The organism is Xanthomonas sp. WHRI 6108 (genome assembly GCF_040202385.2).
In the GTDB taxonomy this organism is placed as follows: domain Bacteria; phylum Pseudomonadota; class Gammaproteobacteria; order Xanthomonadales; family Xanthomonadaceae; genus Xanthomonas; species Xanthomonas arboricola.
Window position 1 is genome coordinate 3,094,976 of record NZ_CP168198.1, and the last position, 17,427, is coordinate 3,112,402.

At 67.5% G+C, this 17,427-nt stretch carries 13 protein-coding genes and 1 pseudogene; 8 read left to right on the top strand and 6 right to left on the bottom strand.

The features are described from left to right. Positions 1 to 1,344: a chloride channel protein gene (locus ABQ039_RS13030; RefSeq protein WP_024939916.1), complete on the top strand. Its 1,344-nt coding sequence runs from the start codon at positions 1 to 3 to the stop codon at positions 1,342 to 1,344. Positions 1,345 to 1,600: 256 nt separating this feature from the next. Here the strand turns inward: ABQ039_RS13030 and ABQ039_RS13035 are convergent, their stop codons facing one another. Together ABQ039_RS13035 and ABQ039_RS13040 are read right to left on the bottom strand one after the other, a co-directional pair. Beyond that, a complete protein-coding gene (locus ABQ039_RS13035; protein ID WP_016904806.1) occupies positions 1,601 to 1,783 on the bottom strand; it encodes a 30S ribosomal protein THX in 183 nt (60 codons plus the stop codon). A gap of 135 nt (positions 1,784 to 1,918) precedes the next feature. Then, entirely contained in the window at positions 1,919 to 2,335 is a 417-nt protein-coding gene (locus ABQ039_RS13040) for a MerC domain-containing protein (RefSeq protein WP_024939915.1), read from the bottom strand. Positions 2,336 to 2,498: 163 nt separating this feature from the next. Here ABQ039_RS13040 and ABQ039_RS13045 point away from each other — a divergent pair, with 163 nt between their 5' ends. The 4 genes from ABQ039_RS13045 (at position 2,499) to ABQ039_RS13060 (ending at position 9,416) form a co-directional block, all read left to right on the top strand. Beyond that, a complete protein-coding gene (locus ABQ039_RS13045) occupies positions 2,499 to 4,565 on the top strand; it encodes a TonB-dependent receptor (protein ID WP_349778057.1) in 2,067 nt (688 codons plus the stop codon). Positions 4,566 to 4,980: 415 nt separating this feature from the next. Beyond that, complete coding sequence (locus ABQ039_RS13050; protein ID WP_226427201.1) at positions 4,981 to 5,409, top strand: MarR family winged helix-turn-helix transcriptional regulator; 429 nt, start codon at positions 4,981 to 4,983, stop codon at positions 5,407 to 5,409. Continuing rightward, complete coding sequence (locus ABQ039_RS13055) at positions 5,406 to 6,629, top strand: MFS transporter (protein ID WP_349778056.1); 1,224 nt, start codon at positions 5,406 to 5,408, stop codon at positions 6,627 to 6,629. The genes ABQ039_RS13050 and ABQ039_RS13055 overlap by 4 nt, the downstream gene beginning before the upstream one ends. A 411-nt stretch (positions 6,630 to 7,040) precedes the next feature. Beyond that, on the top strand, positions 7,041 to 9,416 hold the full coding sequence (locus ABQ039_RS13060) for a TonB-dependent receptor domain-containing protein (RefSeq protein WP_349778055.1): 2,376 nt from the start codon (positions 7,041 to 7,043) through the stop codon (positions 9,414 to 9,416). A gap of 330 nt (positions 9,417 to 9,746) precedes the next feature. Here ABQ039_RS13060 and ABQ039_RS13065 read toward each other — a convergent pair whose 3' ends face one another. Then, positions 9,747 to 10,778: an aldo/keto reductase gene (locus ABQ039_RS13065; protein WP_024939909.1), complete on the bottom strand. Its 1,032-nt coding sequence runs from the start codon at positions 10,776 to 10,778 to the stop codon at positions 9,747 to 9,749. A 153-nt stretch (positions 10,779 to 10,931) separates the two neighbouring features. Then, on the bottom strand, positions 10,932 to 12,143 hold the full coding sequence (locus tag ABQ039_RS13070; protein WP_102251656.1) for an MFS transporter: 1,212 nt from the start codon (positions 12,141 to 12,143) through the stop codon (positions 10,932 to 10,934). Between the two features lie 100 nt (positions 12,144 to 12,243). Between ABQ039_RS13070 and ABQ039_RS13075 the strand changes: the two genes are divergently transcribed. After that, positions 12,244 to 13,158, top strand: coding sequence for a LysR family transcriptional regulator (locus ABQ039_RS13075; RefSeq protein ID WP_104543398.1), 915 nt, complete (start codon positions 12,244 to 12,246; stop codon positions 13,156 to 13,158). Positions 13,159 to 14,068: 910 nt separating this feature from the next. Here ABQ039_RS13075 and ABQ039_RS13080 read toward each other — a convergent pair. Then, positions 14,069 to 14,272, bottom strand: coding sequence for a hypothetical protein (locus ABQ039_RS13080; protein WP_024939907.1), 204 nt, complete (start codon positions 14,270 to 14,272; stop codon positions 14,069 to 14,071). 233 nt (positions 14,273 to 14,505) lie between these two features. Between ABQ039_RS13080 and ABQ039_RS13085 the strand changes: the two genes are divergently transcribed. Further along, positions 14,506 to 15,414, top strand: a complete 909-nt coding sequence (locus ABQ039_RS13085; RefSeq protein WP_043088272.1) for an AraC family transcriptional regulator — start codon at positions 14,506 to 14,508, stop codon at positions 15,412 to 15,414. Between the two features lie 113 nt (positions 15,415 to 15,527). Here the strand turns inward: ABQ039_RS13085 and ABQ039_RS13090 are convergent, their stop codons facing one another. Continuing rightward, on the bottom strand, positions 15,528 to 16,001 hold the full coding sequence (locus ABQ039_RS13090; RefSeq protein WP_024939905.1) for a cupin domain-containing protein: 474 nt from the start codon (positions 15,999 to 16,001) through the stop codon (positions 15,528 to 15,530). Between the two features lie 169 nt (positions 16,002 to 16,170). Between ABQ039_RS13090 and ABQ039_RS13095 the strand changes: the two are divergent. Then, positions 16,171 to 16,819, top strand: a pseudogene (locus ABQ039_RS13095) (LysR substrate-binding domain-containing protein); the annotation flags it as partial. Positions 16,820 to 17,427: the final 608 nt, after the last annotated feature.

Genomic DNA, 17,427 nt, shown 5'->3' on the forward strand with positions numbered 1-17,427 from the left:
ATGTCTGCTCCTGATCCCTCGCCGCGCCGGCTTCGGCTGCGGCCGTTGTTGTCCAGCCAAGGCTGGCGTCGTCGCGCCGCACTCTGGGGTGGCGCAATTGCAGTAGCACTGGTGGCGATCGTGTTCGCCAAGGCCAGCGACGCCGCCTTCCAGTTGTTCCAGCGCATCACCGCGCATTCGATCTGGTGGGCACTGCTGCTGACGCCGGGCATCTTCGCCCTGCTGGCCTGGCTCACCTCCGGCGCGATGCGGCCGACGCGCGGCAGCGGCATCCCGCAGGTCATCGCGGCGCTTGAACATGACGACGCGGCGTTCCGCCAGACCAATCTGTCGCTGCGCGTGTCGATCGGCAAGCTCGCCCTGACCACCCTGTCGCTGCTCGGTGGCGCCTCGGTCGGACGCGAGGGCCCCACCGTGCATGTCGGCGCCAGCCTGATGCATGTGTTCGGGCGCTGGTTCGGGTTCCGCGATCCGCGCGAGCTCTCGCATTTCCTGCTTGCCGGCGGCGCGGCCGGTATCGCCGCGGCGTTCAACACGCCGCTGGCCGGGGTGGTGTTTGCGATCGAGGAATTGAGCGGTCGCTTCGAGCACCGCTTCTCCGGCACCTTGCTGACCGCGGTGATCGTCGGTGGCGTGGTGTCGCTGGGCCTGCTGGGCAACTACACCTACTTCGGCAAGGTGGCGGTGGCCTTGCCGCTGGGCCAGGCCTGGCTGGCGATCGCGCTATGCGGCAGCGTGGCCGGCCTGCTCGGCGGCATCTTCGCGCGCCTGGTGCTGGCCAGCGTCAGCGGCAAACCGCGCTGGCTGGCAACGCTGCGCCAGCGCCATCCGGTGCTGCTGGCCGCGCTGTGCGGGGTGGCCTTGGTCGGGCTGGCGCTGGTGTTCGGGCAAGGCGCGTTCGGCACCGGCTACGAGCAGGCACGCAGCCTGGTGCAGGGCCATGCAGTGGTCGGCCACGAATTCGGGCTGATGAAGCTGCTGGCCAATCTGGTCTCCTACCTGGCCGGCATTCCGGGCGGGCTGTTCTCGCCGGCGCTGGCGGTGGGCGCCGGCATCGGCCACAACCTGTCGGTGCTGATGCCGGGCGTGGACCCGCGCACCTTCGTGCTGCTGGGCATGTGCGCGTATCTGACCGGCGTGACCCAGGCGCCGTTGACCTCGGCGGTGATCTCGCTGGAACTGACCGACACCAGCCAGATGCTGTTGCCGATCCTGGCTACCGTGCTGATCGCGCGCGCAATGTCCGGGCTGGTGTGCAAGACGCCGATCTATCGCGGCCTGGCCGAACAGTTGCTGGCGCCGACGCCGTCCCGCACCTCGCCGGCTACGGCGACGACGCACTGAACATCCCAGGCTGGAGAGCGGCGCAGGGCCGACCGACCGCAGTGTGCAGCTGCCGGCCGTGACCGCCGCGCACTGCGGCCGGCGCTGCCGTGCCATGCGCGAACCGACGCCAGCGGCGCGCAGGTAGCCGCTTCGACGCAGGCCGGTAGCGGAATGGCTGCTCGGGCGAGCGCTGCAGCGCGCGTCTGCGCCGATGCCGGACATAAAAAAACGCGGCGCAAGCGCCGCGTTCTGGTGTCGCGAAGCGGGCTAAGGATCAGCCGGCCTTGGCAACGGTCTTCTTGGCCACAGCCTTCTTGGCCGGCGCCTTGACCACGCCCTTCTTGGCAACCGGGGCAGCTGCACCCACGACAACCTTGCTCACCGCGTGCGAACGCGAATTGCCGTAGCTGGAATTGTAGCGCTTGCCCTTGGCGGTCTTGCGGTCACCCTTACCCATGTTCGTCGACTCCTGAATGTGAATACTGAATACAAAATCCCCGCGCTGAACACGGGTCTGGCGAGGTTTACGCCGGCGGCGCCCTCGCGCAAGGCCGGCAAGCCTACCACGTAGGCCCTGCCCGCGCAGCCCGGGCTAGTGCGCGCAGCTGGCGTCGTGGACGTGGGCGTGCCCGTGGTTCAGACGCAGGTTGACCAGGTGGGCGATGCCGACCAGCGCGCCGCCGAGCGTCATCACCACCGCATGCGGCACCACCGCGTGGTGCAAGGGGTCATAAAGCAGGCCGGCCCACAGCAGCAACAAGCCCGGCAGCAACAGTGCCAGCGCGTGCAGCGCCTTGTGGCGGCGATAGCCCAGCACCAGGCTGAACAGCCCCAGCAGCGTCACGAACACCACGATGGCCAGTTCGACCCCGTCGCCCAACCAGAACGACAGGCCCAGTGACGGGGCCAGGGCCAGGACCAGCGGCAGCACCGCGCAATGCACGGCACATAGCAGCGAACCGGTCGCACCGAAGCGGTCGAGCACATGGCGAAGGGACGGTAGAGGCATGACTTCCAGCAGGGGCTCGCGGCGACGTGGAATAATATAACATCTTCCTTGTTCCAGACCCGCACCGCTGCATCGCGCAGGTGAGCGGGTCCTGCCGTCGGCACAGCAGTCAAGCTGCGCCTTATCATTGATATACAGTAACAATCACAGAGTCCGGCCCGCCATGCACCCTCGCCTCGCTTTCTCTCTCCGCCGCTCCACGCTCTCGCTGGCGTTGACCAGCCTGCTGACGCCCGCCCTGGCCCTGGCCGAGGACGCACCGGCAGCCGCCGACCCGCAGACCCCGCCCAGCTCGGACACGCGCCACGACGCCACCGCTTCCAGTGGCCGCCATATCAAGGACCTGGACAAGGTCGTCGTCACCGCCAGCCCGCTGCGCGATGCGGCCGGCGAGTTGAGCCGCCCGGTCGAGGTGCTGGCCGGCGAGCGTCTGGACGAGGTACGCAGCTCCAGCCTGGGCGAGACCGTGGCCAGCCTGCCCGGCGTGCAGAGTTCCAACTTCGGCCCCGGCGTCGGCCGGCCGATCATCCGTGGCCTGGACGGTCCGCGCGTGGCGGTGCTGCGCGATGGCCTGTCGACCCAGGACGTGTCTACGGTCAGCCAGGATCACTCGCCGGCGATCGAGCCGTTCCTGGCCAACCAGATCGAGGTGCTCAAGGGCCCGTCCACGCTGCTGTACGGCTCCGGCGCGATCGGCGGCGTGGTCAACGTGGTCGACGGGCGCATTGCCGAAACCCCGGTGGACGGCTTCAGCGGCCGCGCCGAAGTGCGCTTCGACGGCGGCGACAAGGACGGCAACACCGACATGTTCCGCGTCGATGCCGGCAATGGCAGCGGCCTGTCGATCCATGCCGACGGCGTGTACCGCAACCAGAACGATTACGACACCCCGCAGGGGCGCCAGCTCAACAGCTGGATCGACTCCAAGGTCGGCTCGGTCGGCGCCTCGCTGTCCGGCGACTGGGGTTTCGTCGGCCTGTCGGCCTCGCGCTTCCGTGACAACTACGGCAACCCCGGCGAGCCGGGCGACCCGACGATCGGCGAGCGCGGGGTGTCGTTGAAGCTGCAGCAGGACCGCTACGACCTCAAGGGCGGGCTGACCGATCCCTGGGGCGAAGGCAGCGCACTGCGCTACAGCTTCGGCCACACCGATTACGCGCATACCGAGTTCGAAGGCGCCGAAGTCGGCACCGTGTTCACCAAGCGCGCCAACGAAGGCCGCGTGGAAGCCTCCTTCACCTTTGGCGGCGGCTGGCAGACCGCGTTCGGCCTGCAGGGCAGCGACACCACCTTCCAGGCGATCGGCGAGGAATCCTTCGTGCCCAAGACCGACACCCGCTCGCTCGGCGTGTTCGGCGTGGCGCGCAACAGCTGGGAGCGCGTCACCGCCGAAGTCGGCGCGCGCGTGGACAAGGTCAAGTACCGCACCGACATCGGCGTGAACCGCGACTTCACCCCGACCAGCTTCTCGGCCAGCGGCGGCTTCCGTTTCAACGAACAGTGGCGCCTGACCGCCAACCTCGACCACGCCGAACGCGCACCGGCCGAGGAAGAGCTGTTCGCCAACGGCCCCCACATCGCCACCCTCGCCTACGAGATCGGCGATGCGGATCTGAAGACCGAAAAGGCCAACCAGGCCGAGCTGGGCCTGAACTTCCAGAACGCATGGGTGGATGCCAAGATCGCCGCGTACTACAACCGCTACAACGACTTTGTCTACATCGTCGATACCGGCGGCCAGTGGTTCAACGAAGAAGACAACGACTTCCTTCCGATCCGCCAGTGGACGCAGAACGATGCGGTCTTCCACGGTTTCGAGGGCGAGGCCACCTTCCATCTGGCCGACAACGACACCGGCGCGTGGGATCTGCGCGTGTTCGGCGACACCGTGCGTGCGCGCCTGAAGGATGACGGCAACCTGCCGCGCATCGCACCGGGCCGCGTCGGCGCGCAGATGCGCTGGAACGCCGATGCATGGCGCGCCTCGCTCGGCGCCACCCGCACCATGAAGCAGGACAAGGTGGCGGTGAACGAAACCCCGACCGACGGCTATACCTTCGTCGATGCGCATCTGGCCTACCACGTGGACCGTGGCAGCAACGCGTGGGAAGTGTTCCTGGACGGCAACAACCTGACCAACCAGGACGCCCGCGTGCACACCTCCTTCCTCAAGGACGACGTGATGCTTCCCGGCCGCAGCGCCTCGTTCGGCGTGCGCCTGTTCTTCTGACGGTACCTCTCTCCCGCCGTCATAAGCGAGGCCGCCTTCGGGCGGCCTCGTCATGTCCGGCGGCGGGGCTGCCGGCCTCGGCGTTCTGCATTGCTGCGCGCATTCGCATGGCAATGGTGGTTCTGCGCCACATCGCTCCCTGTAACGAGCCGATGCAATGCATTGCACTGGCTGGCTCGACGCCCCGCTGACCGATCACACCGAGGCCGCTTGCCGGCGTTGGCCGATAGCCGACGCTGCCCGGTACGCACCAGCGCATGTGCCAGCGCCGTCATTGCCGCGCGTTGGGCGGCCTGCGATTGCCTTGCAGACTCGATCGATCCTGCTTCGACGGACAAGCGCCCCCACATTCGCCACGCGCTTGCCAATAAGTGCATATGCACGCAAAGTGCAAACATCCTCGTGGAGCATCGCCATGTCCGGGACCGGCCCCTGCACCTGCTTCCAGCTGCGCCGCGCCGCACGGCGTACCTCGCAGCTGTACGACCATGCCCTGGCGCAGGTAGGCCTGAGCCTCAACGAATACTCGATCCTGCGCCGGCTGATCAGCGCACAGCCGTTGGGCGCGTTGGCGCACTCGCTGGGCATGGATCGCACCACGCTGACCCGCAATCTCAAGCCGCTGCTGGCAGCGGGCTGGGTGCAGGCACGTCGCGGCGAGGATGCGCGCCAGAAACTGGTGGTACTGAGCCGCAGTGGGCGCGGGCTGCTGGTGCGCGCCTTGCCGCATTGGCAACGCGCACAGACGCAGCTGGAAACGCTGTTCGGCAGCGCTTCCACCGCGCAGTTGCACGCCACCTTGATGCAACTGGATGCGGCCCTGGACGCGGAGGCAGCGCCATGAATACCTCTGCGAGCGCCCGCACCGGCGCGCAGTGGGGATTGCTGCTCACCGCCTCGGCCATGCTGATGCTGACGATGGGCGCGCGCCAGACCACCGGCCTGTTCGTGGAGCCGATCCATCGCCAGACCGGGATCGGCATCGCGTCGATCAGCTTCGCGCTGGCGGTGGGGCAACTGGTCTGGGGCGCGGTGCAGCCGGTATTCGGCGCGATCGCCGATGCGCGCGGGCCACTGCCGGTGCTGCTGTTCGGCGGCGTGCTGTTGTCGCTGGGCCTGGGACTGAGCCCGTGGCTGGCCAGCGAGTGGGGCCTGATCGTCTCGCTGGGCATCCTGGCTGCCGCCGGTGCGGGCGCCGGCAGTTTTTCGGTGCTGATCGGTGCCACTGCCGGACGTCTGGCGCCGGAGCGGCGCTCGTTCGCGGCCGGGCTGATCAATGCCGGCGGCTCGCTCGGCCAGTTCGTGTTTGCGCCACTGGTGCAGCTGATGATCGGCGCCGCCGGTTGGGCCAGGGCGATGACCGGGCTGGCGATGATCTCCTTGCTGACCTTGCCGCTGGCCTGGCCGCTGCGACGCAGATCGCCGCCGCCGGGCATGCACATGCCGATCGCAAACGGCGACATCGGCTTGCGTGCGCAACTGCAGGTTGCCCTGCGCGATCGCAGTTACTGGTGCCTGCATCTGGGCTTTTTCACTTGCGGGGTGCATATCGCGTTTCTGGTCACGCACCTGCCCGGCGAGATCGCGCTCTGCGGCCTGCCCGCCAGCGTGTCGGCGGTGTCGATCGCGTTGATCGGCCTGTTCAACGTGGCCGGCAGCCTGGTCGCCGGCAAGCTAGGCGAACGCATCCGCATGAAGTGGCTGCTGTGCGCCTTGTATGCCAGCCGCGCGGTGCTGATCGGCTTGTACCTGATCGCGCCGCCGACGCCGCTGACCTTCTACCTGTTCGCCGCGGCACTGGGCTTTACCTGGCTGGGCACGGTGCCGCCGACGGCAGGTTTGATCGGCAAACTGTTCGGCCCGCGCTACCTGGGCACCTTGTTCGGCCTGACCTTGTTGTCGCACCAGATCGGCGGCTTCTTCGGGGCGTGGCTGGGCGGGCTGGCGCTGGAGCGCTTCGGCGATTACAGCTGGATGTGGTACGCCGACATGCTGCTGGCAGTCATCGCCGCACTGATCAACCTGCCGATCCGCGAAGCCGCGCCGGTACGCGCAGCAGCGTAAAACGGGCGCAAGCGCGCGCATGCCTATCGGCTTGCGTGCAGCGAGATCGCTGCGCCATCGCACGGTGCCTGGCAGCGCATGCGCAAGGTCATCATGCCGCCGCGATGGTTCGCATCGGCTGCCGCTGTGGCGCGCGTTGAAAGGCCTCACACGCGGTCCGATAGCGTCACGCGTGCACTGCGCACGCGCTGTCTGGCGCCTTGCCGCATTGATCGATGGCGAGCATATCGCCTGCGCTGAGTGCCGCAGCGCACAACAGCTTTTGCCGGCAACTCCGTTAGAACAACAGCGCGACGTGTGTCGCTGCGTTGCGCGACCGGCCACTGTGACGTGCTGCCGGTCACCCTTTGGCGGCGCGTGCACGCGTGCGCGCATTGCCGCCAGCTGCGACGTCATCCCAGGAGAGCTTTCATGACCGCATCGATGCCCCGCTATGCCCTGTCCCTTGCCATCGGCGCCCTGCTTGCGCCTGGCGCGCATGCGCAGACGTCCACCGCCGAGCCACGCAGCGAGGCCACCACGCTGGATGCAGTGATCGTCAGCGGCACCGCGCGCTTCAAGGGCCTGGCCAAGCGCGATGCCAGCTTCTCGATCACCACCGCCAGCCGGGAGCAGATCCAGCAGGCCGTACCGCAGAGCACTGCGGACCTGCTGAAGATCGTGCCCGGCGTATGGGCCGAGCCCAGCGGTGGCGGCACCGGCGCCAATATCTTCGTGCGCGGCATGCCGTCCGAAGGCGATGCGCCGTTCGTGACCATGCAACTGGATGGCTCGCCGCTGTTTCCGCCGCCGACCCTGTCGTTCCTGGAAAATTCCACGCTGTTTCGTGTCGACGACACGGTCGAGCGCATGGAGGTGTTGCGTGGCGGCTCCAGCCCGATCTTCTCCAACGGCCAGCCGGGTCTGACGGTCAACTTCATCCAGAAAAAAGGCCAGGACGAGCCCGAAGGCAGCGTGCGCCTGACCGGCGGCAACAACGCGCTGCGCCGCATCGATGTCTTCAACAGCGGGCCGATGGGCAACGGCTGGTACTACAGCGTGGGCGGTTTCTTTCGCGAAACCGACGGTGTGCGCGACCCGCAGTTTTCCGCCGACAAGGGTGGCCAGTTCAGCGCCACCTTGAGCAAGCGCTGGGACAGCGGCGAGCTGTCGTTCTACGCGCGGCATACCGACGACAACAATGCCTTCTATACCGCCATTCCGCTGCTGTCGCGCAACAACGGCAACGACCTGTCCAGCTTCCCCGGTTTGAATGCGCAGACCGGCACCCTGCTCGGCCGCGACTTCCGCAATGTCGATCTGCTGGTCGGGCCGGATGGACAGACCATCCGCCGCGACCTGGCCGACGGCCGCGGCGTCAACATCGATGTGTTCGGCGGCGAACTGAACTGGGAGACCGGCGACTGGACCATTGCCGACCGCTTCAACGTGATGAGCGGCAGCGCGCCGACCTATGCGTTGTTCACCGGCGATGCGCCGGTGCGATTGAGCGATTTCATCGCCAGTTACGGCACTACTGGCAGCGGTAGCTTCACCAATGGCGGCGGCGTCGTCGATCCGAATCAGCAAGTGCTGGAAGCCGGCTGGTGGTCGGTGGACAAGCGCCTGAATTCGGTCACCAACGACTTGCGCCTGAGCCGCGAATTGTTTACGGGCAACACGCTCACCGTGGGCGCGTACTATGCCAAGTACTCCTCGGCCGACACCTGGTACCTGGGCAACACCATGCTGCTCACCGCGCAGAACAACGCGCGCCGGATCGATCTGGCGCTGGACAACGGCCAGCAGGCCACGCGCCAGGGTTTCACCAGCACCGCGTTCTTCAACCTGCGCGCCAACTACGATGGCGAGAACGTCGCCGCCTTCGTCGCCGACGAATGGGAGCTCAACGCGCGGCTGCGCCTGGACCTGGGCGCCCGCTACGAACGCCAGAGCGTCACCGGCGATGTGCACGACACCGCCACCGTCGATCTGGACGGCAACCCGGACACGCTATACGACAACGCCACCTCGCTCGCCCTGGCCAGCACGCGCCGCATCGACCAGGACGATGAGGCGTTCTCCTGGACGGCGGGGCTGAACTTCACGCTCGATACCCACAACAGCCTGTTCGCACGCGTCAATTCAGGGGTGAAGTTCCCAGGCTTCGACAATTTGCGCGATGGCCAGAATCGCGTGCAGGAAGTGGATCAGTACGAACTCGGGCTCAAGTCCGGTGCCGGCAGCTACGACCTGTACCTGACCGCGTTCTACAACACCTTCAAGAACTCGCCGTTCCAGGCGTTCCTGGCCAATGGTGAAAACTTCACCACCGTTGGCGACTCGCGTGCGCGCGGGCTGGAGGTGGAAGGCGCCATCCGCCCGTTCGGCGGCTTCGAGCTGGCCGGCACCGGGGTGTGGCTGGATGCCAAGTACCGCAACTACCGCGAGTTCACCGGCAACCAGGTGATGCGCCAGCCAAAGCGCCAGTTCCGCATCACGCCCAGCTACTACTGGATGCTGCCGTTCGGCGACCTCAAGGTGTTTGCCACCTATTCCTACATCGGCGATCGCTTTGCGGACCTGGCCAACAGCCAGCGGCTGCCGTCCTACGACATGCTCGACCTCGGCGCCAACCTGCATGTGGGCGAGCACTGGGAAGTAAGCGCGAGCGGCAGCAACGTCACCGACACGCTGGGCCTGACCGAAGGCAATGTGCGTGTCCCGGGTGCAGCGACCGGCGGCGTGTTCATGGGCCGGCCGATCGCCGGACGGCAGTACCAGATGTCGGTGGCGTATCGCTGGTAGGCAAGCCAAGACGTCACCCCGCGCGGCAGTCCACGGCTGTCGCGCGGTCCACGTCCGAGCGCGCGGCCACGTCCTTGGACGCGCAACGCGGGAACGCAGGCGCGGCGCATGCCTGCCTGTGGCAGTGGTCCAGCTGCTACGCCTTCGCGGCCATGCGACCGCTGCGCTTTCTCACCGCCGGCATCGGCTGCGCAACCGCGCACCGGGAGCCGATCGACGCCCTGTCGCATCCGCCATTCAACCCGGATGCGCTCTTCCGGCTCTTTCGAGACATCGAGGTGCCCTGTCCCGAGGTAGTTCCGCGCACGGCACGGCCATTGCGATGCGGCATCACACCGGCAGCGGGCTGCGTTCGGCAAAGTGCCCGCGCCAGTACGGGTAGTACGGATACGGCGGCTCCACCGCGCTCACCGCATCCAGGCGCGCGCGTTGCGCGTCCGTCAGCGACCAGCCCACCGCGCCCAGATTCTGGCGCAACTGCGCTTCGTCACGTGCGCCGATCAGCACCGTGCTCACGGTGGGCCGTTGCAGCAGCCAGTTGATGGCGATCTGCGGCACGCTGCGGCCGCTCTCGTCGGCAATCGCGTCGAGCACATCGACGATGTCGAACAGGCGCTCGTCGCTGATCGCCGGGCCGGCGGCCGCGGTGGCATGCAGGCGACTGTGTTCGGGCAATGCCTGGCCGCGGCGCAGCTTGCCGGTCAGGCGCCCCCAGCCCAGCGGACTCCACACCACCGCGCCCACGCCCTGGTCGATGCCCAACGGCATCAGCTCCCATTCGTAATCGCGCCCGGCCAGCGAGTAATAGGTCTGGTTGGCGACAAAGCGGCTCCAGCCCTGCGCGTCGGCCACCGCCAACGACTTCATCAGCTGCCAGCCGGCGTAATTGGACGCGCCCAGGTAGCGCACCTTGCCGGCGCGGACCAGCCCATCCAGCGTGGACAGGGTTTCTTCCACCGGCGTCATCGCATCGAAGGCATGCAGTTGCAGCAGATCGATATAGTCGGTGCGCAGGCGCCGCAACGAGGCATCCACCGCGCGCAACAGGCGGAAGCGCGAGGCACCGGCATCGTTGGGCCCATCGCCCAGGCGCAGGCCGGTCTTGGTCGAGAGGATCACCTGATCGCGGCGGCCCTGCAGCGCCTGGCCGAGGATCTCTTCAGAGGCGCCGTCCGAATACACATCGGCGGTGTCGAACAGGTTCAGGCCCGCCTCCAGGCACAGGTCGATCATGCGCTGCGCCTGCGCCACATCGGTATCGCCCCATGCAGAAAACAGCGGCCCCTTGCCGCCGAAGGTACCGGCCCCCAGACCGAGCACCGGGACCTTGAAGCCGGAACGGCCGAGAAAACGTGTCTCCATCGCAATGCTCCTTGAAACCGAAAGAAAATCCGTGCGCTGCCGGTCGATCCGGCCATGCGCGATGCCAGGCGCCAGGCTCCGCTCGCCGACCACCCGCGCGATCGCGCAGGGCTGCCGGTTGCGCGGTCACTGCGCTCGTGCCTAAGAAACGAATCAACCTGCCGGCGCACACACGCCCGGCGCGGCGGTACGCCGGCGTTGCAGTTGCACGCTCCACAACGCGATGCCCAGGCCGAGCGCGCTCAACAGCGCGGCGACCCAGGGCGTGGCGACCAGGCCGGCATGGGTGGCGATCACCACGCCGCCCAGCCAGGCGCCCAGCGCATTGCCCAGATTGAACGCGGCGATATTGAGACTGGAAGCCAGGTTCTGGCCGGCGCCGCGCGCATGCTCGAGCACGCGCAACTGCAGCGGCGCCACGGTGGCGAAAGCGGCCACGCCCAGCAGCCCGACGAACACCACCATCGCGGTCTTGTTGTGCAGGACCAGGCCCATCGCGGCGAGCACCACCACCAGTGCCGCCAGGCTGCCCAGCAACGCGGCGGTGGGGCGCCGGTCGGCCAGACGCCCGCCCAGCAGATTGCCCACGATCATGCCGACGCCGAAGACCAGCAACACCGGCGACACCGCCGTCTGCGCAAAACCGCTCACGTCCACCAGCAACGGCTGGATATAGGTGAAGACCGCGAAGACGCCGGCATAGCCCACCACCGTGATCGCCAGGGCCAGCAGCACCTGCCCGCGCCCCAGCACTGCCACTTCCTGGCGCCACGATACCGGCGCGGCCGCGCCTGCGTTCGCCGGCACCCACAGCGCCACCGCGGCCGTGGCCAGCACGCCGACGACCGCAACCGCCCAGAACGTCGCCCGCCAGCCCAGTTGCAGGCCCAGCCAGGCGCCAGCCGGCACGCCCAGCAGGGTGGCCACGGTCAGGCCGGCAAACATCAGCGAGATCGCCGAGGCACGGCGCTCGGCCGGGACCAGCGAGGTGGCCACCACCGCGCCCACGCCGAAGAAGGTGCCGTGCGCCAGCGAGGTCAGCACGCGCGCAACCATCAGGCTGGTGTAATCCGGCGCCAGCGCGCAGGCCACGTTGCCCAGGGTGAAGATCGCCATCAAGCCGACCAGCACCGCCTTGCGCGGCAGCCGCGCACTGGCCAGGGTCAGCACCGGCGCCCCGACGAACACGCCCAGTGCATAGCCGCTGATCAGCAGGCCGGCGGCGCTGAGCGACACGCCCAGGTCGGTGGCCACCTGCTGCAGCAGGCCCATGATCACGAACTCGGTGGTGCCGATGCCGAAGGCACCGATGGTCAGCGCCAGCAGCGCTGGCGGAAAACGGGAAGAACGCGCGGAAGCGGACATGGGCATGGACCAGGGAAGACAACCCACAGCCTGCGCTCCAACGTCCTAAGCAAAAACCCCTGTTATCCTGATTCACTATCAAGCAATCATTGAGAATCGCATGGACCGCCTCGGCGATATCGCGCTGTTCCTGCGCGTGCTCGACTCCGGCTCGATCACCGCCGGTGCGCGCAGCCTGGACCTGTCGGTGGCGGTCGCCAGCCAGCGCCTGAAGCGGCTGGAGCGCGACCTGGGCGTGCGCCTGCTGCACCGGACCACGCGCCGGCTGCACCCGACCCCCGAAGGCCAGCGCCTGGCCGAGCGCGGCCGCGTGCTGGTGCAGGATCTGGACGCGCTGGCCGACGATCTGCGCGAGAGCGCACACGCGGTCGGCGGCATCCTGCGCATGACCATGTCGGCCTCGTTCGGGCGGCAGTACGTCTCGCCGTTGCTGCCGGAATTCCAGGCCCGTCATCCACGCGTGCATATCAGTGCGCACCTGAGCGACGACCTGGTGGACCTGGTCAGGCAAGGCTTCGATCTGGCGATCCGCATCGGCCCGCTGGACGACTCCGGGCTGGTAGCGCGGCGCATCGCCGACAACCGCCGCACCCTCGCCGCCTCGCCCGATTACCTGCAGCGCCATGGCACCCCGCGCACGCCGGACGACCTGGCCGGGCATGCCGGCGTGCTGCTGATGGGCCGCGACGGCCGCCAGGATGTCTGGCAGTTGCAAACGCCGGAGGGCGGCCTGGTGCGCGTCCGCATGCAGAGCCGCTTCGAAAGCAATTTCGGTGAGTTGATCCGCGATGCGGCCGTCGCCGGCCAAGGCATCGCGCTGCATTCGTACTGGCATATCGCCGAGGAGCTGCGCAACGGCCGGTTGGTCGAGGTACTCCCCGATTACCCGCCGCCAACCTCGCAGATCAACGCGGTGATGCCGGCGCGCCAGCTGCAGCCACCGCGTGTGCGTGCATTCGTGGATTTTCTGCAGGAACGCCTGGGCGACGTGCCGCCGTGGGAGCTGGGCGGTTGAACGCGAGCGCGTCGGTCGCGTCGGCCGATGTTGGCTGGATGCGGATCAATGCGTGGCTGCGAGGCGACGTCTTGCTTGGTTAGTGGCTGGATTGGACCGAGTCCCGCTGTTGGATCAGTGGCGGGCGGCGATCTGCGAGTTCGCTGCAGCCCCTGCCCGCTCACCACCGCGGAGCACGTTGCAAGCCGGAGAGCCCAATATGGGGGTTTGCGGATAGATCAGTTGTAAGGAAGGCGATCTGCCGCCTTGCTGCAGGGCCCTTGCCCCCCACCCTTGCAGCACACGCCGCAAGGCAGAGTGGACGATCTACGGCGTAGCGGATAGCTCAGCTGTAAAGCGGGCGATCTGTAGCTTGGCTGCAGGGCCCTTGCCCGCCTACCATCGCAGGACACGCCGCAGGTACGTCCCTGTAGGCTCTTACACGGCATCCATGCCGCGTAAGGTCCCGCGACGGTAGGCGGGCAAGGACCTGCCTGGATGGTCGGTGTGCACGATTAAAAGCAGTGCCAGATGCGCGTTGTTTGATGCCGATGTGCCAGCTCAACGCCCGATGCATCTCTAACGACAACCAGTCGGGATGGTCGGTGCGCATGGGCAAGCGCAGTGCGTCATGTGCATTTGGATAGCGATGTACCTGCGCGGCCCAACAGTCAACGACCAATGCACTTCGCGCGACAAGCAGCTCTTATGCGAGCGCCGACCACCTTTCTGGTGCGGTGTCCTCGCCGCTTGCGGGACCCGTGACGGCATGCATGCCGCCAAGGAGTCTCCACGGACGGATTCACGGCGTGTCCCGCAAGTGGTGAGGGCACCGCGCACTCGACTCACCAATCAATAAAGCGCGTGCGGCCGGCACGTTGGCACCGTCGCTCTAGCGTCAAGGATGTGGTTGGCGTCCTAGTGGCTCCGTTTAGCGTCCCGCACGCAGCAAGCGCCGGTGCAATCCGCGCCGCTGCGCCTCGCTGAGCAGATGCCCATGCGTGTTCAACAATCCCAGGATCTGCTGATGCGCTTGCGCCGTGCGGCGCGCAAGTTCGGCCGTGGCGGCAGCCTCGAGCGCCTTCCAGTCGGCCGGGCTTGCCGGTGCGGGGATGGTCGAACGTTTTGCGGGCATGGGACGGGATGGTCACGGGAACAGACACCCATGATACGGCGCGTGTGTGAGCGCAGGATCGTGTCTGGCCTGCGATTGTCGGGCGTCGGGCGCGCGGGCCTGCCCGCCGGTGCCGGCGCCACCCGGCGCTGCCTTTGCCGCTGCTGCGGTCGTCATGTGGGCTCCATGACAGTGGGTCTTGTACGATCGACGGCATCGCGGCCGAGCCGCCTGGTGCCACCGCCGAGTCCTGCATGTCCGCCTTGACCGAGATGACCGACATCCTGCTGCGCCATGCTCCTGGCGACGGCATGCACGCCACCCGGATTGCCGGGCTGCAGATCATGCGCAGCGCCTCGCCCACCGTGTCGGTGCCCACGGTCTACACGCCGATGCTGTGCCTGGTGGCGCAAGGCCGCAAGCAGGCGATGCTGGGCGCGGCGGCGTATCTCTATCACCCGCAGATGTATCTGGTGGCCTCGGTGGATCTACCGATCGTCGGTTCGGTGATCGAGGCCAGCGCCGCGCAGCCGTATCTGTGTTTCTGCCTGGATCTGGACACCGCCGTGCTGAGCGACCTGGCCGTCAGCCACCCGGAGCTGGTGGAGCCGCAACGCGATGCGGCGCAGGCCGGCTTGTTGCTCAACCACAGCACCCCGCCATTGCAGGACGCTGCAGTGCGGCTGGCGCGTCTGCTCGACCAACCGCAGGAGATCGCCGCGCTGGCACCGCTGGTCCTGCGCGAAGTGCTCTATCGCCTGATGGCCGATCCGGCCAATGCGGTGGTCCGCCAGATGGCCATCGCCGACAGCCGGCTCAACCAGATTTCCAAAGCCATTGTCTGGCTGCGCGAGCACTACGCACAGCGCTTCCGCATCGAGCAGATCGCCGATCTGTCGGCAATGAGCCGCTCCACCTTTCATGCGCATTTCAAGGCGGTCACTTCGATGACGCCGCTGGAATATCGCTCGCATCTGCGCGTGCACGAAGCGCGCCGGCTGATGCTGGCCGAAGCGCTGAATGCCGCCGATGCCGGCTTCCGCGTCGGCTACGAGAGCGCCTCGCAATTCAGTCGCGACTACGCACGCATTCTCGGCGCGCCGCCCGCACGTGACGCGCAACGGTTGCGTGCCGGAGCACAGGCTGCGACACAAGCGGCGTAAGCTCATTCGTGCGCAGTGACGCAGCGGAGCCTAGTCACGCGCTCCTGCACTAAGCGACATGCATCACCCACGACGACGCGGCAGACCGCACCACGTCACCGTTGAGCGCCGTGTCACTCGGCCGCGTACTGCGCCTCGCTGACCTGCTCCAGCCACGTCACCGGCGAGCCGTCCTGCGCTTCGGCGATGGCGATATGCGACATCGCCACGGTGGCGTTGGCCCCGTGCCAGTGCTTGACGCCCGGCGGAATCCACACGATGTCGCCCGGGCGGATCTGCTGCGCCGGCTTGCCCCATTCCTGCACGCGCCCGGCACCGGCGGTGACGATCAGCGTCTGCCCCAGTGGGTGGGTGTGCCAGGCGGTGCGCGCGCCAGGTTCGAAAGTCACCGTGGCGCCGCCCACCCGCGCCGGCGCGTCGGCCTGGAAGGGCGCATCGATGCGCACCTTGCCGGTGAAATAGTCGGCCGGGCCGGCCGCAGATGCGGCGCCACCGGCCTTGCTCACCCTGATCGCCTGTTGCTCTTCACCACCGGGCGTGACGGCGGCCATCATCGACAGCGACATCGCAGTTGCGAACAGATTCATGGCAGTGCTCCTCGATCCAAGTGCCTGCACTGTAGCGCGCGTGTGCGCCGGCATTACCCGGGCAACCGCGCATGCACCTAGAAACACAGCGCATCAATGCGGCAATGACATCTCGGATTTGAAGCCATCACGCACCATCGCGCAGCATGCAGCGGCATGAATGGCATGCGCGCTCACCGACTTCCGCGACAAGCCGGCCGGCACCATCCGTATCACCACCGCCGGCCACGCCGCCGATGCCTATATCTGGCCGGCGTTGTCGAACGTACTGCCCGACTATCTCGACCTCAAGATCGAGGTCACCGTCGATTACGGGCTGGCCGACATCGTTGCCGAGCGCTACGACATCGGCATCCGGCTGGGCGACCAGGTCGCCAAGGACATGATCGCGGTGCCGATCAGCCCGGTGCAGCGCATGGCGGTGGTGGCGGTGCCGGACTACTTCGTGCACCACACCATCCCCGCCGCGCCGGCCGAGCTGGCCCGGCACAACTGCATCGGCTTGCGCCTGCCCACCCATGGCGGCCTGCTGCCCTGGGATTTCGAAAAGGACGGCCGCGAGGTCAAGGTGCGCGTGGACGGCCAATGGACCTTCAACGGCAGCAGCGCCATCCTGCCTGCCGCGTTGGCCGGCGGCGGACCCGCGTTCTTGCCGGAAACCATGGCGCTAGGGCACATCGCCGCCGGCCGGCTACGCCGCGTGCTGGAGGACTGGTGCGAGCCGTTCGATGGCTCACGCCTATTACCCCAGCCGCCGCCAATCCTCGCGCGCACTCAAGGTAGTGATCGATGCGTTGCGGCACGACCTGGCGCGCTGACACACCCGTGTAGGAGCGTGCCTGCGCGCGACCAGGCCTTCTCAGTAACGCCCCATCGCGCGCGGGCACGCTCCTACGACAGCGTCGGCTTGCGGACGGGTTGAAGGGGTGATCGATGCGTTGCGGTACGACCTGGCGCGCTGACACGCCCGAGTAGTAGCGTGCCTGCGCGCGACCAGGCCTTCTCGGTAACGCCCCATCGCGCGCGGGCACGCTCCTACGACAGCGTCGGCTTGCGGCCGGGCTGAAGGGGTGATCGACGCATTGCGGCACGATCTGACGCGCTGACACACCCGTGTAGGAGCGTGCCTGCGCGCGACCAGGCCTTTGTCGGTAACGCCCCATCGCGCGCGGGCGCGCTCCTACGACAGCGTCGGCTTGCGGACGGGTTGAAGGGGGTGATCGACGCGTTGCGGCGCGCTCCGGCGCGGTGACACGCTTGTGTAGGAGCGTGCCTGCGCGTGACGAGGCCTTCTCGGTAACGCCCCATCGCGCGCGGGCACGCTCCTACAACGACCTCGGCTTGCGGCCGGGTTGAAGGGGGTGATCGACGCATTGCGGCTTGACCTGGTGCGGTGACACGCTCCTACGACAGCGTCGGCTTGCGG

Bases quoted from the DNA above. Each gene is read 5' to 3' on its own strand.
- ABQ039_RS13030 (WP_024939916.1), top strand. From the start codon at position 1: ATGTCTGCTCCTGATCCCTCGCCGCGCCGGCTTCGGCTGCGGCCGTTG.
- ABQ039_RS13035 (WP_016904806.1), bottom strand. From the start codon at position 1,783: ATGGGTAAGGGTGACCGCAAGACCGCCAAGGGCAAGCGCTACAATTCC.
- ABQ039_RS13040 (WP_024939915.1), bottom strand. From the start codon at position 2,335: ATGCCTCTACCGTCCCTTCGCCATGTGCTCGACCGCTTCGGTGCGACC.
- ABQ039_RS13045 (WP_349778057.1), top strand. From the start codon at position 2,499: ATGCACCCTCGCCTCGCTTTCTCTCTCCGCCGCTCCACGCTCTCGCTG.
- ABQ039_RS13050 (WP_226427201.1), top strand. From the start codon at position 4,981: ATGTCCGGGACCGGCCCCTGCACCTGCTTCCAGCTGCGCCGCGCCGCA.
- ABQ039_RS13055 (WP_349778056.1), top strand. From the start codon at position 5,406: ATGAATACCTCTGCGAGCGCCCGCACCGGCGCGCAGTGGGGATTGCTG.
- ABQ039_RS13060 (WP_349778055.1), top strand. From the start codon at position 7,041: ATGACCGCATCGATGCCCCGCTATGCCCTGTCCCTTGCCATCGGCGCC.
- ABQ039_RS13065 (WP_024939909.1), bottom strand. From the start codon at position 10,778: ATGGAGACACGTTTTCTCGGCCGTTCCGGCTTCAAGGTCCCGGTGCTC.
- ABQ039_RS13070 (WP_102251656.1), bottom strand. From the start codon at position 12,143: ATGTCCGCTTCCGCGCGTTCTTCCCGTTTTCCGCCAGCGCTGCTGGCG.
- ABQ039_RS13075 (WP_104543398.1), top strand. From the start codon at position 12,244: ATGGACCGCCTCGGCGATATCGCGCTGTTCCTGCGCGTGCTCGACTCC.
- ABQ039_RS13080 (WP_024939907.1), bottom strand. From the start codon at position 14,272: ATGCCCGCAAAACGTTCGACCATCCCCGCACCGGCAAGCCCGGCCGAC.
- ABQ039_RS13085 (WP_043088272.1), top strand. From the start codon at position 14,506: ATGTCCGCCTTGACCGAGATGACCGACATCCTGCTGCGCCATGCTCCT.
- ABQ039_RS13090 (WP_024939905.1), bottom strand. From the start codon at position 16,001: ATGAATCTGTTCGCAACTGCGATGTCGCTGTCGATGATGGCCGCCGTC.